The following is a 14601-nucleotide window of genomic DNA, read 5'->3' on the forward strand; positions in this document are numbered from 1 at the left end:
GCAACGTTCATTTTGCCAAGGAGACAGTTCATGACGACCAAAGCATTTCGCCTGGCTTCCATCGCCCTCGGTGCAGGCCTGACCCTCGGCGCTTTCGCCGTTCCCGTCTTCGCCGCCGGCGACGATTCCAGCACGACACCGACTTGCAAGAAGGGCGAGATCTACGATCAGAAGGCGAAGAAGTGCGTCAAGCAGCAGAGCGCCAATGTCACCGACGAAAACCGCGCCGACTACGCCTATTCGCTCGCCAAGAAGGATCATCGTTACGAGGAAGCCCTGGCGGTTCTCGACACGATGAAGAACCCCAATACGGCAGAAGCGCTGAACTATCGCGGCTATGTTACCCGCAAGCTCGGCCGCACGGACGAAGGCATTTCCTATTACCAGAAGTCCGTCGCCATGGATCCGAAGTACACGCTGGTTCGTGAATATCTCGGCGAAGCCTACGTCATCAAGGGCCAGATGGACCTCGCCAAGGATCAGCTGAACACGATCAAGACGCTCTGCGGCAATACGAGCTGCGAGGAGTATCGCGATCTCCACGCTGCGATCATGAACCCGTCCAGCCTGTGATCGCAGGTCCGGGTCAGTGATAAAGACGGCAAGCAGGGAGCTTTGCGAGAGATATGGGAGTGATGCCGGTCGCTCGTGGTGCTATTTCTGCTTATAGTCTGACAGCAACGGAGCCGCCGAAAAGGTCGGCGGTTTCCGGACCTGCGAATGCCGCGGAGGATGTCATAGCGAGCGAAGAGGATATCAGGGCAGGCCTGTCCGAGCACCTGACGCGGTTGTGGCGCTATGGCGTGGTGCTGTCGCGTCAGCGCGATGTGGCGGATGATCTCGTGCAGGCAACCTGCGTCAGGGCTTTGGAGCGGGCGGCGCAGTTTACCGCCGGCACGAGGCTCGACCGCTGGCTGTTTGCCATCCTCCACTCGATCTGGCTGAACGAGGTCCGTTCGCGCCGGGTGCGTATGGGGCAGGGCTTCGTCGATGCCGACGAGACGCTCGTATTTGACGGCGCACAGGAAACCGAAACGCGTGTTCTCGCCGGGCAGGTCTTGCAGCGCGTGCAGGCATTGCCGGAAGCACAGCGCACTGCCGTGTTCCTGGCCTATGTCGAGGGGCTTTCCTATCGTGAAGTGGCCGAAATTCTCGATGTGCCGATCGGAACCGTCATGAGCCGATTGGCGGCAGCGCGGGCGAAACTTGCGGATGGCATGGGGGCGATGGCTGACGGAAAAGCGTCCGGAGGTGGGCGACTGGGGAATGAAAATGAGTGAATTGAACAAAGGACAGACGGTTACGGACGAACAGCTCACCGCCTTCATCGATGGCGAGCTGGATGCTGCCGACCGCGAAAGGATCGAGGGGCTAATCGCCAGCGACGAGCACGTGGCGGAGCGTTTCGATTTTCTGTCGCGCGGCACGCTGCCCTTTTCTGAAGCGTTTCAGCCGATACTCGCCGAGGCGCCGGCCGCGAAGCTGGATGCCATGCTTGCCGCCATTCCCTCGTCAAAGGAAAGCAAGGTCCGCGCCGCTGGCATTGGCCGCCGTGGTTTCCTGGCCGCAATGGCCGCGAGTTTCGTAGCCGCCATTGCTATCGACCGCGCGGTGATCGGTATCGGCCGTAAGCTTTCGAAGCCGGACGAGGATGCCGAATGGCGTGCCGTAGTGGCGGAATATCTTTCACTCTATACGGCGGATACACTGAGTGCTCCGGCCGGAGACCATGCGCAGCAGGTGGCGCAGTTGAATGAGGTCGGTGCCAAGTTGGATCTGCCGCTGGCGCCCGAAGCGATTGCCATGCCGGGCATAGAATTCAAGCGTGCTCAGATCCTGAACTATGACAGCAAGCCACTCGCCCAGATCGCTTATCTCGACCCGGAAAGCGGCCCGATGGCGCTCTGCATCGTTCAGTCCACCAGGGGTATGGCCGCGCCGGACATGGAAAATCGTCGCGGCATGAATGTCGTCTATTGGTCGAGCGCCACACACGCCTTCATGCTGATCGGTCACGCGCCGATAGACCGGATGCAGCAACTTGCGGCTGATGTCAAGGCGAACCTCATCGCCTGATGGCTGTTTCCGGCGCGAGTGAAATGGCGTAATTCAAAAAGAATTTGGCGAAAACCCATCCTGCTGGTATTCTTTGCCCAACGAAAATCGAACGAGCGCCAGCAGCATGCCCCCAAGGCCTTGCGCGGTGCGGTGGAAAAGATACGTGAGTGACCCCGAAAGCGGCCTAGCGCCGCACGCAGACGGGGCGCCGGCAGCAGAGCGCAGGAAGGGTAAATCCTCCCGGCGCGCGAAGCGTAAGCGCGGTCATGGTCGCCCGAACGCTCATTCTGCGGAGGCTAGCCAGGCAGGTAAGTCCAGCCAGGTGGCGCAGCGCCCAGCAGAAGATGAGGCTGGCTCGCCGGCCAGAAAGCGCAAGCGCCGCCGGCGTGCACGCGGCGCAGCCCAGGGTGGCGCGCAGCCTTCTTCGTCAACACAGCAGTTTTCATCACAGGCGGAGCATCGCGCTTCGCCTGAGCATGGTCATCCCTCCTCGCATAAGAGCGGCAAGAATCGGCGCAAGCATCGCAGCAAGCGCGGCCTGCAGGGTCGGCCTCTCGTGCATGAGAAGACGGCGCAGATCGTCGCTCCAGCGAATACGCAGGCTAATGTCCACGCGCCGGCCCATGACGATCACCGTCAAAACCGGCAGCCTCAGCCGCGACGTGAAGGCCAGGGGCAGCATCATCACCATGCCGACACCGATTCCCGTCCGCTCGATCTCTATGCCGCTCTCGATCTCGGCACCAACAATTGCCGTCTGCTGATCGCACAGCCGACTCGTCCGGGTCAGTTTCGAGTGGTTGATGCATTTTCCCGCATCGTGCGTCTTGGCGAAGGGCTCGGCGCCAGTGGCCGCCTGTCCAGCGATGCCATGGACCGCGCCGTGGAAGCGCTGCGCATCTGCGCGGCCAAGCTGAAGACCCGCGAGATCCGGCGCATGCGGCTGATTGCGACCGAGGCCTGCCGCGCCGCTGACAACGGCGAAGCGTTTCTAGCAAGGGTGACCGAAGAGACCGGATTGCAGCTCGAAATCATCGACCGCGAAACCGAGGCGCGGCTTGCCGTTTCCGGTTGCTCGTCGCTTGTGGGGCCGGAGGCGCGCTCGGTCGTGCTGTTCGATATTGGCGGCGGCTCTTCTGAAATTGCCGTCATTCGCATCGGCGAGAATCGCTCCAGCCGGCTGGCCAATCACATCACCCACTGGACTTCGCTGCCCGTCGGTGTCGTCACCCTCTCGGAGCGGCATGGTGGGCGCGATGTAACGCCGGAGCTGTTCGAGACGATGGTGTGTGAGGTTCAGCGCATGCTCGAGCGTTTCGATTGCCCGCCGGTTCATGGCGCCGCACGCGACAGCGGCGACTTCCACCTGATCGGGACCTCCGGCACGGTAACGACGCTTGCCGGCGTCCATCTCGATCTGCCGCGCTACGATCGGCGCCGGGTCGATGGCGTCTGGCTGTCGGATGACGAAGTGAGTGCGATGCAGGCCAAGCTCCTGTCATGGGATTTCGCCGGTCGGGCCGCCAATCCCTGCATCGGGCCGGATCGTGCCGATCTGGTGCTGGCGGGTTGCGCCATTCTGGAGGCGATCCGCCGCCGCTGGCCGAGCCCGCGCATGCGCGTTGCTGATCGTGGCCTGCGCGAGGGACTGCTGACCGATATGATGGCAGACGACGGCGTATGGCGGCGGGGCCGCTCGCGCCGGGGTCATCGACCGAGGGATATGAAGGGGCCGCAGACGTGACCAAGCCAACCATCGCCGGCAACCGTACGGGCCGCAAGCTCGGTCAGCGCGTCAAGAAAAAGAAGCTGAAGGCCTCGTCGCGGCAATGGCTGCAGCGCCATATCAACGATCCCTATGTGCAGCGCGCCCAGCTGGAAGGCTATCGCGCCCGCGCCGCTTTCAAGCTGCTGGAGATCGACGAGAAGCATCAGATCCTCAAGGGCGCGCGACGCATCATCGATCTGGGTGCCGCTCCGGGCAGCTGGTCACAGATCGCCGCCAAGGTGACCGGATCGACCGAGGAGGATATCCGCGTCGCCGCCATCGATTTCCTCGAAATGGCGCCGATCCCAGGCGTCAGTATCCTGCAGCTCGATTTCCTCGATCAGACAGCGCCGCAGCGGCTGATTGAAGCCGTCGGCGGTACGCCGGATCTCGTGATATCCGATATGGCGGCGCCGACGACGGGCCATCACCGTACAGATCACCTGCGCACGATGCATCTTTGCGAAGTGGCTGCGCATTTCGCCGTCGAGGTACTGGCGGAAGGCGGGCATTTTCTTGCCAAGACCTTCCAGGGCGGGACCGAGCGAGACCTCTTGACCTTCCTCAAGCAAAATTTCCGTCAGGTCATCCATGTGAAGCCGGGCGCATCCAGAGCCGAGTCGGTGGAAATGTTCCTGCTGGCAAAGGGCTTCAAGGGCCGGAAGCCGGAAGGCAAGGCAGAAGAGGCGGAAGCCGCCGCCGTGCGTTAAGTTCGGCGGCTCTCGATCCATGAATCGGCGAGATCTCGATTACGCTACGGCGTTGCCCAAGCGTAGGGATCGTGTTGTCATTTTGCGGCCGGCTGCTGCACCTGCGGCTGAAGGGCGGCGACGCGCTTGAGACCGGCCTTGTGGCCGGAGACCATGGCACCGGCACTGCGATCCATCCGGATGAAGGGGATGGTCGCAAGCACGGTCAGAACCGAGATACAGAAGAAGGCGATATGGAAATCGCGGACCTGCAGTTCCGTTCCGCTGAAGAAGGTCGAGGTTTCCAGGATCATGGCGGCGACGGCGACACCGAGCGCCAGGCTGATCTGTTGCATGACCGAGCTCATCGACGTCGCCTGGCTTGCCTGCTTGTCGTTGATATCGGCGAAGGCGAGCGCGTTGATGCCGGTGAAGAAGAAGGAGCGCGAGAAGCCGCCGATCAGCAGGATGCCGACGATGATGAGATGCGGCGTCCATGGCTGGAAAAGGCCGGTGCAGATCGTCGTAACTGTCGTAACGGCGGCAGCCGAAAGCAGCGCCGTCTTGAAGCCGACGGCGGTGAAGACGCGCCGCGCGATGAACTTCGTCGAAATCGCGCCGATGGCGCCGGCAAAGGTAATCAGGCCGGACTGGAATGGATTGAGGCCGAAGCCGAGCTGCAGCATCAAGGGTGTCAGGAAGGGCATGGCGCCGATGCAGATGCGGAACAGCGTGCCGCCGGTGACCGAGGCGCGGAAGGTGGCGTTCTTCAACAGCGATAGGTCGAGGATCGGCGCCGGATGGCGGCGCGCGTGGCCGATATAGAGAATGCCGCAGACGAAGCCGATGACGACAGCCGAAATGCCGATATAGGGCGGCAGCGCCGGCAGGCTGATGACGGACATGCCGAAGACGACACCGGAGGCGGCAAAAGATGTCAGCAGGAAACCGATGACATCGAGCTTCGGCGGTTTGGTCGCTTCCACCTCTGGCAGGAAGATAGACGCCAAGATCACGCCGAGGATGCCGACGGGCACGTTGATCAGGAAGATCCAGTGCCAGGAAGCATAGGTGGTGATGAAACCGCCGAGCGGAGGACCGGCAAGCGGGCCCACGAGCGCGGGAATGGAGAGCAGCGCCATGGCCGAAACGAGATCGCTCTTCTGCGTGGTGCGCACCAGCACGAGCCGCCCGACCGGCGTCATCATCGAGCCGCCGACACCCTGCAGGAAGCGGGCAAAGACGAACTCCAGAAGGCCGCCGGAAAAAGCGCACATGATGGAACCGATGACGAAGACGCAGATAGCGACACGGAAGATGTTCTTCGCGCCGAAGCGATCCGCCATCCAGCCGCTGATCGGGATGAAGACGGCCAGCGACACCATGTAGGAGGTCAGCGCCAGCTTGAGCGTGATCGGACCGACATGCAGATCATTGGCGATAGCCGGCAGCGCTGTCGCGATGACGGTGGAATCCATCTGTTCCATGAAAAGGGCTACGGCGAGGATCAATGGAACGATGCGATTCATGGGCATCTGCCTTGATGAGTCTGTGTACGGTAAGGCCGTCGCTCAGGGCGCGATCAGCCGCTCTGTAGTCCTATGCGCGGTCGCTGCCAATCCTGGATTTCGCTCGATGGACGACAGGGGATCACGTCTTCGTGATGTCCGACACCGCAGGGCGTGAAAAGCAGGGTTTGACATATGCTAAGAGCATGGAAATGCTAAGCGCATAAAACGTCGCCGGTGTATTAGCGGAATTGGATTGTCTTGTCATGACCAAATTTTGGCCGGACAGAACGACTTTCCCGAACTACTGCTGCCGACGGCGACGACAGGCGCGGCTTACGCTGCGCATCAGCAGAAGGAGTGAAATCATGACTGCCGTCCTGCCCCCGGATACGCATCGGTTCAAATTGGGATCCTGCACCGTCACCGTCGTCAAGGACGGCGCCAACATCATGGACAACCCCTGGGAGACTTTCGGCTCGAACCAGACGCCGGACACCGTTCGCAAACTGCTGGAGCAGAATTTCCTGCCGACGGAAAAATTCGTCAACAGCTATGCGCCCGCCATCATCGACACCGGCTCCGACGTGATCGTCGTCGATACCGGCTTTGGTGCGGCCGGTCGCGCTCGTGGCCTCGGCCGCTTTCGCGAGGGGCTGAAGGCGGTCGGCTACACGCCGGAACAGGTTACCGTCGTTGCGCTGACGCATCTGCACGGCGATCATATCAACGGATTGATGGAAGAGGATGGCCCGGCCTTTCCGAACGCCCGCTACGTTGCCGGCGAGATCGAATACGGATTTTGGACCGACAAGGCGCGCGAGGGAACGCCGGCGGAAGGCGGGCATAAGGCAGTCCTTACCAATGTCGTGCCCTTCGCCGAGAAGATGACCTTCCTTAGGGATGGCGACCAGATCGTGGGCGGCATGACCGCCATGCTGGCGCCCGGCCACACGCCCGGCCATCTCGTTTTCCACCTGGAATCCGATGGCAGGCAGCTCGTCATGACCGGCGACACCGCCAACCATTATGTCCTATCGCTCGGCCGCCCGGATTGGGAAGTCCGTTTCGATGCGGACAAGGCGCAGGCCGCGAAAACCCGCCGCCGTATCTTCGATATGATCGCCGCCGACCGCATCCCCTTCCTCGGCTTCCACATGCCTTTCCCCGCCGTCGGCTTCGTCGAAAAGCAGCCGGAAGGTTTTCGCTACATTCCGAAAAGCTACCAGTTCGATGTTTGAAGACAGCGACTTGACGGCGGGATGCAGGCTCAAGAACGGTCGCGAAAGAGACCATTATCTTGATGCGTAACGGCACGAATGGCGTCTGCAAAAGCAGCAGGCGCCTCCTGCGGCAGATTGTGTCCAACCCCTGCAATAATACGTCGTTGGTAAAACGCGGCCTTGAAATGCGGCGCGGCATGGTCGATTGCATCAGGTGGATCGACCCCGTCGTCGGCGCCTTGCAGAACAAAGGTTGGCACGACGATATCAGGTTGCTTGGCTAGTTCTGCCTCTATGGACTGCAGCTCTGGATCTCCGGGAGTGCCGCCGAACCGATGTCGATAGGAGTGAATGACGATGTCGACGAAATCCGGATTTTCGAATGCCGCAAAGCTCTGTTCGTAAGTTGCGTCATCGAAACTCCATGTGGGAGACCATAGCTTCCAGATGAAACGGCAAAGCTCGTGGCGTTTCTCGGTCAGTCCTCTTCGGCCACGCTCCAAATGGAAGTAATATTGATACCAATAGCGATATTCCTCCTCGGGCGACGCGGGTTGGCCGGCGGCGGTGATGTTCTGGATGTTGTATCCCGTCCCGCAGCTTACCAAACCGCGAACACGTTCGGGCCAAAGGGCAGCGACAATACAGGCTGCCCGGCCACCCCAATCATAGCCGCTAAGCGTCGCCGAAGAGATGCCAAGCGCGTCCATGAAAGCCAGAAGGTCCGAACCGAGAGCGGCTTGCTCTCCTGACCGGAAGGTTTCGTCGGAAAGGAATCGCGTCGAGCCGAATCCACGCAAGAACGGCACGAAGCAATGCCATCCGTCTCCCGCGAGTCCCTCGGCCACCTGATCGTAAGCATGAATGTCATACGGAAAGCCGTGCAAAAGGATCACCGGCTGGCCGTCGGGCGGCCCGCTTTCCCGATAAGCTATTTCCAGAACGCCGGCTGTGACTGTCTTCATGTGCCATTCCTCCTCCGGCCAAATGCGGATGCGAGAGGCTTTTGAGCATGACAAAACCGGTTTTTGACAACAAGCGAAAATCTTCGGCTTGCATGGGGCGGCAATTGCTTCGCCAGATCGGTTCTTAGCAGCGCGACCGCTCGGACAGGAGCATGCCAAGGCCTAGCATATCTGCCCCGCGCTTTTTGCTATTCCCTTCCTGTCATGAACGTGTTACCAGCCCTCGCCAACTTCCAAGCAACACTTGCAAGATCGCCCGGTAGACGATTCGTTCCGGGCTTTCCTGTTTTTCACAGACGAAGGAATTGGCCATGGCACGCATTATTGAAACGTCAACCGGGTTGGATGCTCTGACATTCGACGACGTGCTCCTGCAGCCGGGACACTCCGAGGTCATGCCGGGCCAGACGAATATCGCCACCCGCATCGCCCAGGATATCGAGCTCAACCTGCCGATCCTTTCCGCCGCCATGGATACGGTCACGGAAAGCCGTCTTGCGATCGCCATGGCCCAAGCCGGCGGCATGGGTGTTATCCACCGCAATCTCACACCGGTGCAACAGGCAGAAGAAGTCCGTCAGGTCAAGAAGTTCGAAAGCGGCATGGTGGTCAATCCGGTCACCATCGGTCCCGACGCCACGCTTGCCGAAGCGCTCGCGCTGATGAAGGCCCACGGCATTTCCGGCATCCCGGTCGTCGAAAAGTCGCATCGCCTCGTCGGCATCCTCACCAACCGCGACGTCCGCTTCGCCTCCGACCCCTCACAGAAGATCTACGAGCTGATGACCCGCGAAAATCTGGTCACGGTCGCAGAAAGCGTCCAGCAGCAGGAAGCCAAGCGCCTGCTGCACAAGCACCGCATCGAAAAGCTGCTTGTCGTTGACGCTGACAGCCGTCTGGTCGGTTTGATCACCGTCAAGGATATAGAGAAGTCGCAGCTGAACCCGAACGCTTCGAAGGATGCCCAGGGCCGCCTGCGCGCTGCCGCCGCCATCAGCGTCGGCGATGACGGTTTCGAACGCGCCGAACGCCTGATTGAGGCTGGCGTCGACCTTCTGGTCGTAGATACCGCCCATGGCCACTCGCAGCGCGTTCTCGATGCCGTCACCCGCGTCAAGAAGCTGTCCAACTCCGTCCGCATCATGGCCGGCAATGTCGCCACCTATGACGGCACGCGCGCGCTGATCGATGCCGGCGCGGATGCCGTCAAGGTCGGTATCGGCCCCGGCTCCATCTGCACGACCCGTATCGTCGCCGGTGTCGGCGTGCCGCAGCTCGCAGCCATCATGTCGGCGGTCGAGGCTGCGCAGGCTCAGAACATTCCCGTCATCGCCGATGGCGGCATCAAGTTCTCCGGCGACCTGGCAAAGGCGATCGCCGCCGGCGCATCCGCCGCGATGATCGGCTCGCTGCTTGCCGGTACGGATGAAAGCCCGGGTGAGGTCTATCTCTACCAGGGCCGCTCCTTCAAGGCCTATCGCGGCATGGGTTCAGTCGGCGCCATGGCGCGCGGCTCGGCTGACCGCTACTTCCAGGCCGAGGTTCGCGACACGCTGAAGCTCGTGCCGGAAGGCATCGAGGGCCAGGTTCCCTATAAGGGGCCCGTCTCCGGCGTGCTGCATCAGCTCGCGGGCGGCCTCAAGGCAGCCATGGGCTATGTTGGCGGTGCCGACCTCAAGGATTTCCAGGAGCGCGCGACCTTCGTGCGCATCTCCGGCGCGGGCCTGCGCGAAAGCCATGCCCATGACGTCACGATCACCCGCGAAAGCCCGAACTATCCGGGCGCAGGCGGCTGATTGATGGCGGATCGCGCTTTGGGCAATGCCAGGTCCTTACTGCATAATTCCTTAAATCGTGATCGATTTAAGGATAAAATTATGCAGCAGATTAAAAGTGCTACAGCGACCTTTGCGTGTCACATATGACACGCGGCGCTGTAGAGGGCCTGGCGGCGATCCTTGCGGCTCTTTCGCTGGCACTCTTCGCCTGGATCCAGGCCGGCTTCGCCAGAGCATTCAGCGATGCCGCCGCCGGCCAGTCGATGCTCGATGTGCGCATCGGCGGCTATGAGAGCGAAGATGTCATCGCCATGCTGCGCTATCTCAAGGAGCATCCCGATCCGGCCGCGATCCTGCATTCCATGTATCTCGGGCCGGAGCTGATCTTCCCGCTGGTGCTGGGCGGGTTGCTGTTTTGCCTGATGCGGCTGGTCGGCCCCGGCGGCTTTTTCTTCGGCCGGCCGATCCCACCGGGTGGGACCACGGTCATTTTCTGCCTGCCGATCTTTTATACGCTTGTCGATTATGCCGAGAATATCGCCGGCCTGATGCTCTATCCGCCGGCAATGCCCTCCGATGCCACGGTATCGCTGCTTGCGACCCTGCTGCCCATCATCATCAGGCTGAAATTCCTGACGCTGGTTGTGACAGCGATTCTGCTGGCCCGTTTTGCGATTTTTCGCTACCTATCGCGCGACGGTTCCAAACCGTCCTGATCGACTACAGTGCCGCGCGTCATATGTGACGCGCAAAGGTCGCTGCAGCATTTGAGATCTACTGTATAGCTTTCGGAAGTTCCAAAGGAGTTGGCCGCGTGACAGGCTATGAAATGTTCTGGCCCATGGTGGCGCATGCGGTCTTGGTTTTCATCCTCTATGCGCTCCTGGGATGGCGCCGCCGTGTGCTGGTGAAGGCCGGCCGCATTCAGCCAGACCAATTCCGCGAAAACCATGCAGCCGATGAGCCAGCGGAAAGCCTGGTGGTGCGAAACAGCCTCGCCAATCAATTCGAACTTCCCTTGCTCTTCCATGTCGGCTGCATCGTGCTCTACACCGCCCAGGCGGATAATCTGGCGGCCGTGATCCTCGCCTGGATTTTTGTCGCGGCACGCTACGCTCATGCCCTCGTGCATGTGACCAGCAACGATCTGCGCTATCGCAGTCCGCTTTTCGCTCTCGGCTTTGCAGCCCTGGTCTGCATGTGGGGCTGGCTCGGTATCTGGCTCGCTTTCTCCTGAGGCTGCCTGCATTCTCCAAGCCGCAACCTGCGGTAACGCGTTTGTGTTTTTCCTTTCCCATTGCGCTGAGATCCGCTGACCTATCTTGTCAGCGGGTGGCCGGTCGTTTGTTGCCTGCTGCCGGGGAAACAGGGAGAACAGGACCATGAGCACGGAAAAGCCCGTTGTGACGCAGGCGATGATCAACGCCTATGACGAATATACGCATCTGACGCTCGATCGTCGGGGTTTCATGGAAAAGCTGACCAAGCTTGCTGGCTCGGCCGGGGCCGCCGCCGCCATCGCGCCGCTGCTTGCCGCCAACAAGGCGAGTGCCGAGATCATTGCCGCCGATGACAGCAGGCTGGAAACGAAGGATGTGACTTTTGCCGGCAGCAAGGGTGAGATGAAGGGGTATCTCGCCCGCCCGAAGGATGCGGCCGGCAAGCTCGGTGGTGTCATCGTCATCCACGAAAACCGAGGCCTTAACCCGCATATCCGCGATGTCGCCCGCCGCGTGGCGCTGGAAGGTTTCGTAGCGCTGGCGCCGGATTTCTTGTCTCCGCTCGGCGGCACGCCCGAGGATGAGGACAAGGCGCGCGACATGTTCAGCAATCTTGATCCGGCATTGACGGCCGCCAATGCCGAAGCGAGCCTGACTTACCTCGCAAAGACGGATGGCGCCAACGGCAAGGTCGGCGCTGTGGGCTTCTGCTGGGGTGGTGGCCTCGTCAACCGTTTTGCGACCATCTCGCCGGAGCTGAAGGCAGGCGTCGCCTATTACGGCGCGCAGCCGCCCGCGGGCGAGGTTCCGAAAATCAAGGCCGCCCTATTGCTACACTATGCCGGCCTCGACGATCGCATTAACGCCGGTATCGATGCCTATCGCAGGGAGCTGCAGGCAGGCGGTAAGACCTTCGAAATCTTCGTCTATGACGGCGTCAATCATGCTTTCAACAATGACACCTCGGCCGCCCGTTACGACAAGAAGGCAGCCGATCTCGCCTGGGGAAGGACGGTGGAATTCTTGAAGAAATACGTGTCCTAGAACGACGCAAGTCACCGATGTCGACGTGTCGGCGATCGGTTGGTTACGTGGGCGAAACCATGTTTCGGCCTCGTTTTCCGGAGTCCGATTACGGCTCCTAAGTGATGATTAAAATTGAGCTTTTCCCGTTTACGCGCATTGAACGCGTCTAGTGTCATAGCGTCTGCGCGCTTGAGCGCCGTTCAGTGTGAGAATGAAACGGGAAGAGCATGAATCCGGATAGTCCCGACCGCATTACGTTCCGAAAGAGGCCACAGCAGGAGCGAAGCATCCAGCGTGTCGATGCCATTCTGTCGGTCGCGGCCGCGCTGATCGCCGAGAAGGGGGTGAGCGCAATGAAGATGACCGAGCTGGCTGCGGTTGCCGCGATCCCGATCGGCTCCGTCTATCAGTATTTTCCGGACAAGGCGGCGATCGTCCGTGCCTTGCTCGAACGGCATTCCAGCCGCATCAGGCTAAAGGTCGGAGAGGCTTTTGCCTTCGTGACATCGCTCGATCACGCCATCGAGCTCGTCTGCACCATGATCGATTGGTATTATCGCGAGTTTCGCAGCGACCCCGCCTATCTCGGCGTCTGGCTAGGTACGGACATCGACAGGGATATCCTTCAGCTCAATATTCAACACAGCAATCGTGTCGCCGAAATTTTTCTGGACAGCATTCGGCCTTTTCTGCCGGCTGAAAGCCGCATCGACCTCGAGGCGCGCACGCAGCTGTTCAGTCATCTGATCGGCGCATCCGTTCGCTTTGCCATCATGAGCGACGACGAGATGGCAAAGCGCATGCTGCACGAATGGAAGCAGGTGATCCGCGCCACCCTGCTGGCGGAGCCGGAGCAGTAACCACTCGAAAGTAACAGGCTGGTGCGCTTCGATCTCACCAGCCCGGTAGAATGTGCCCAGCGCGCAGGCGCGGATAGAAGCGCGTATAGGTCTTCACCTCGCCATCAAGATCGTCGTCCACCGCAGCCGGCGTGATGTTGTCGAGGCAGGCCGAAATATGCGCGGTGATGGCGTTCATCAGCGATACGGAAAGGCCGGCCCGCTTCATGATGCCGATCTGCACCGGCGGCAGCGGCGGGAAGCCATCGGCCTGGGTCAGCACCTTCATGCCGGTGCGCAACGCCGATTCCGGCATGACCGATACCGCCATGCCAGCCAGCACGGCTGCGGCAACGACAGTGCAGGACCAGCTGGTGAACAGGATCTGATAGTCGCGGCCGCCGGCATCAAGCGCCGAGCAGGCGAGCTGGCGCCACTGACAATCACGACGGCCGACGGCGAGCGGAATGGGCGCATCGTCGCGCAGCGGATGGTTGGCCGAGCCGACCCAGCAGAGCGGCTCCGTTCGAACGACGTCCGACATGCGTTCGCGCGGATTGTGGGTCACGAGCGCAATATCGAGCTCGCCGCGATGCATGCGCTCGGCAAGGTCGACCGACGGCTCGCAGACGATGTAGAGCTCGACATTCGGATGCGTCTTGGCGAAGCGGCCGATGATTTCCGGCATATAGCGGTCGGCATAATCATCCGGTGTGCCGATGCGCAGCGTGCCTTCGAGACGGTTGTCATCGAAAGCGGCGATGGCTTCGTTGTTCAGGCGAATGATGCGGCGGGCATAGTTCAGCAGCTTGTCGCCTTCCGCCGTCAGTCGATTGCCGCGGCCGTCCTTGATGAAAAGCTGCTTGCCGACGCGTTCTTCCAGTCGCCGCATCTGCATGGAGACGGCCGATTGCGTCTTGAATACGCGGTCGGCCGCCTTGGTGAAGCTTCCGGAATCCACGATTGCGATGAAGGTCTGCAACTGATCGATATCAAGCGGCGCGGACATGGGCTCACCTATAAAGGACTTTGATAGTTATCATTAGAAACATTCGTTGGACTGATCAATAGGCCTTTGGCATCTTCTGAATGCAATTCAGCACACCAATCGAACTGAAACCCTGTCGAACTCCTCCCGGCCTGCGCCCCTTTTCCGGATCATCGGGAAGGGGCTCGGCTTGCGTGTGCCCAAAGAAGGAATATGGAAATGCGCACGACAGATCGGACCCTTGACCTCGGCCTCGCAACGCCATCGCTGTCGCTAACGGCACGCGTTGTGCTTGCTTTGAGCAATGTCGCATCGATCTGGCGCGCAATCCGAAATCGCAAGGAAATCGAATATCTGAATGAGCTGAACGACAGTCAGCTGCACGATATCGGCCTCACCAGGCAGGATCTGAACGCTGCGCTGACCACCTCGACCTTCTTCGGGGATCCGTCCGGCCATCTCACCAATTCCGCGCGTCGCTGCGCGCGCCTCTCTGCCTCCAGCAGCTTAAGAGGCTGATGGCGGATCATAGTTTCCCC

The 14601-nt window shown here is 60.7% G+C and carries 15 protein-coding genes; 12 read left to right on the forward strand and 3 right to left on the reverse strand.

Annotated features, from left to right (window positions below):
- The first annotated feature begins 30 nt into the window (after positions 1 to 30).
- The 5 genes from I8E17_RS01725 (at position 31) to I8E17_RS01745 (ending at position 4536) form a co-directional block, all read left to right on the forward strand.
- Positions 31 to 573, forward strand: coding sequence for a hypothetical protein (locus tag I8E17_RS01725; protein ID WP_069612348.1), 543 nt, complete (start codon positions 31 to 33; stop codon positions 571 to 573).
- A 62-nt stretch (positions 574 to 635) separates the two neighbouring features.
- Positions 636 to 1280 (forward strand): RNA polymerase sigma factor, encoded by a 645-nt coding sequence (locus I8E17_RS01730; RefSeq protein WP_069612451.1) that lies wholly within the window; start codon positions 636 to 638, stop codon positions 1278 to 1280.
- The gene (locus I8E17_RS01735) at positions 1273 to 2076 is read left to right on the forward strand and encodes a Fis family transcriptional regulator (protein ID WP_069612349.1); all 804 of its coding nucleotides are present in this window, start codon (positions 1273 to 1275) and stop codon (positions 2074 to 2076) included. The genes I8E17_RS01730 and I8E17_RS01735 overlap by 8 nt, the downstream gene beginning before the upstream one ends.
- Before the next feature lie 145 nt (positions 2077 to 2221).
- Positions 2222 to 3802, forward strand: a complete 1581-nt coding sequence (locus I8E17_RS01740) for a Ppx/GppA phosphatase family protein (protein ID WP_069612350.1) — start codon at positions 2222 to 2224, stop codon at positions 3800 to 3802.
- The gene (locus I8E17_RS01745; protein ID WP_219510993.1) at positions 3799 to 4536 is read left to right on the forward strand and encodes an RlmE family RNA methyltransferase; all 738 of its coding nucleotides are present in this window, start codon (positions 3799 to 3801) and stop codon (positions 4534 to 4536) included. Before I8E17_RS01740 ends, I8E17_RS01745 begins: the two co-directional genes overlap by 4 nt.
- Before the next feature lie 77 nt (positions 4537 to 4613).
- On the opposite strand, the gene I8E17_RS01750 is transcribed toward I8E17_RS01745, so the two are convergent.
- The gene (locus tag I8E17_RS01750) at positions 4614 to 6044 is read right to left on the reverse strand and encodes a DHA2 family efflux MFS transporter permease subunit (protein ID WP_069612352.1); all 1431 of its coding nucleotides are present in this window, start codon (positions 6042 to 6044) and stop codon (positions 4614 to 4616) included.
- 347 nt (positions 6045 to 6391) lie between these two features.
- Here I8E17_RS01750 and I8E17_RS01755 point away from each other — a divergent pair, with 347 nt between their 5' ends.
- Entirely contained in the window at positions 6392 to 7264 is an 873-nt protein-coding gene (locus tag I8E17_RS01755; protein WP_069612353.1) for an MBL fold metallo-hydrolase, read from the forward strand.
- 29 nt (positions 7265 to 7293) lie between these two features.
- On the opposite strand, the gene I8E17_RS01760 is transcribed toward I8E17_RS01755, so the two are convergent.
- The gene (locus tag I8E17_RS01760) at positions 7294 to 8211 is read right to left on the reverse strand and encodes an alpha/beta hydrolase (RefSeq protein WP_113367239.1); all 918 of its coding nucleotides are present in this window, start codon (positions 8209 to 8211) and stop codon (positions 7294 to 7296) included.
- Positions 8212 to 8522: 311 nt separating this feature from the next.
- On the opposite strand from I8E17_RS01760, the gene guaB reads away from it, so the two are divergent.
- The 5 genes from guaB to I8E17_RS01785 all read left to right on the forward strand — a co-directional run bounded on the left by guaB (position 8523) and on the right by I8E17_RS01785 (position 13095).
- A complete protein-coding gene (gene guaB, locus I8E17_RS01765; RefSeq protein WP_069612355.1) occupies positions 8523 to 10007 on the forward strand; it encodes an IMP dehydrogenase in 1485 nt (494 codons plus the stop codon).
- A gap of 125 nt (positions 10008 to 10132) precedes the next feature.
- Complete coding sequence (locus I8E17_RS01770; RefSeq protein ID WP_069612356.1) at positions 10133 to 10705, forward strand: hypothetical protein; 573 nt, start codon at positions 10133 to 10135, stop codon at positions 10703 to 10705.
- 98 nt (positions 10706 to 10803) lie between these two features.
- Entirely contained in the window at positions 10804 to 11226 is a 423-nt protein-coding gene (locus tag I8E17_RS01775) for an MAPEG family protein (protein WP_069612357.1), read from the forward strand.
- A gap of 145 nt (positions 11227 to 11371) precedes the next feature.
- Positions 11372 to 12253 (forward strand): dienelactone hydrolase family protein, encoded by an 882-nt coding sequence (locus I8E17_RS01780; RefSeq protein WP_069612358.1) that lies wholly within the window; start codon positions 11372 to 11374, stop codon positions 12251 to 12253.
- A 209-nt stretch (positions 12254 to 12462) separates the two neighbouring features.
- Entirely contained in the window at positions 12463 to 13095 is a 633-nt protein-coding gene (locus I8E17_RS01785; protein WP_069612359.1) for a TetR/AcrR family transcriptional regulator, read from the forward strand.
- Between the two features lie 34 nt (positions 13096 to 13129).
- Here the strand turns inward: I8E17_RS01785 and I8E17_RS01790 are convergent, their stop codons facing one another.
- Positions 13130 to 14083, reverse strand: coding sequence for a LysR substrate-binding domain-containing protein (locus I8E17_RS01790; protein WP_069612360.1), 954 nt, complete (start codon positions 14081 to 14083; stop codon positions 13130 to 13132).
- Between the two features lie 198 nt (positions 14084 to 14281).
- Here I8E17_RS01790 and I8E17_RS01795 point away from each other — a divergent pair, with 198 nt between their 5' ends.
- Positions 14282 to 14581, forward strand: a complete 300-nt coding sequence (locus I8E17_RS01795) for a DUF1127 domain-containing protein (RefSeq protein ID WP_069612361.1) — start codon at positions 14282 to 14284, stop codon at positions 14579 to 14581.
- Positions 14582 to 14601: the final 20 nt, after the last annotated feature.

This window comes from Rhizobium sp. AB2/73 (genome assembly GCF_020871915.1).
GTDB classification, from domain to species: Bacteria; Pseudomonadota; Alphaproteobacteria; order Rhizobiales; family Rhizobiaceae; genus Rhizobium; species Rhizobium dioscoreae.

Bases quoted from the DNA above. Each gene is read 5' to 3' on its own strand.
- I8E17_RS01790 (WP_069612360.1), bottom strand. From the start codon at position 14,083: ATGTCCGCGCCGCTTGATATCGATCAGTTGCAGACCTTCATCGCAATC.
- I8E17_RS01770 (WP_069612356.1), top strand. From the start codon at position 10,133: ATGACACGCGGCGCTGTAGAGGGCCTGGCGGCGATCCTTGCGGCTCTT.
- I8E17_RS01755 (WP_069612353.1), top strand. From the start codon at position 6,392: ATGACTGCCGTCCTGCCCCCGGATACGCATCGGTTCAAATTGGGATCC.
- I8E17_RS01760 (WP_113367239.1), bottom strand. From the start codon at position 8,211: ATGAAGACAGTCACAGCCGGCGTTCTGGAAATAGCTTATCGGGAAAGC.
- I8E17_RS01785 (WP_069612359.1), top strand. From the start codon at position 12,463: ATGAATCCGGATAGTCCCGACCGCATTACGTTCCGAAAGAGGCCACAG.
- I8E17_RS01730 (WP_069612451.1), top strand. From the start codon at position 636: ATGCCGGTCGCTCGTGGTGCTATTTCTGCTTATAGTCTGACAGCAACG.
- I8E17_RS01735 (WP_069612349.1), top strand. From the start codon at position 1,273: ATGAGTGAATTGAACAAAGGACAGACGGTTACGGACGAACAGCTCACC.
- I8E17_RS01750 (WP_069612352.1), bottom strand. From the start codon at position 6,044: ATGAATCGCATCGTTCCATTGATCCTCGCCGTAGCCCTTTTCATGGAA.
- I8E17_RS01795 (WP_069612361.1), top strand. From the start codon at position 14,282: ATGCGCACGACAGATCGGACCCTTGACCTCGGCCTCGCAACGCCATCG.
- I8E17_RS01780 (WP_069612358.1), top strand. From the start codon at position 11,372: ATGAGCACGGAAAAGCCCGTTGTGACGCAGGCGATGATCAACGCCTAT.
- guaB (WP_069612355.1), top strand. From the start codon at position 8,523: ATGGCACGCATTATTGAAACGTCAACCGGGTTGGATGCTCTGACATTC.
- I8E17_RS01725 (WP_069612348.1), top strand. From the start codon at position 31: ATGACGACCAAAGCATTTCGCCTGGCTTCCATCGCCCTCGGTGCAGGC.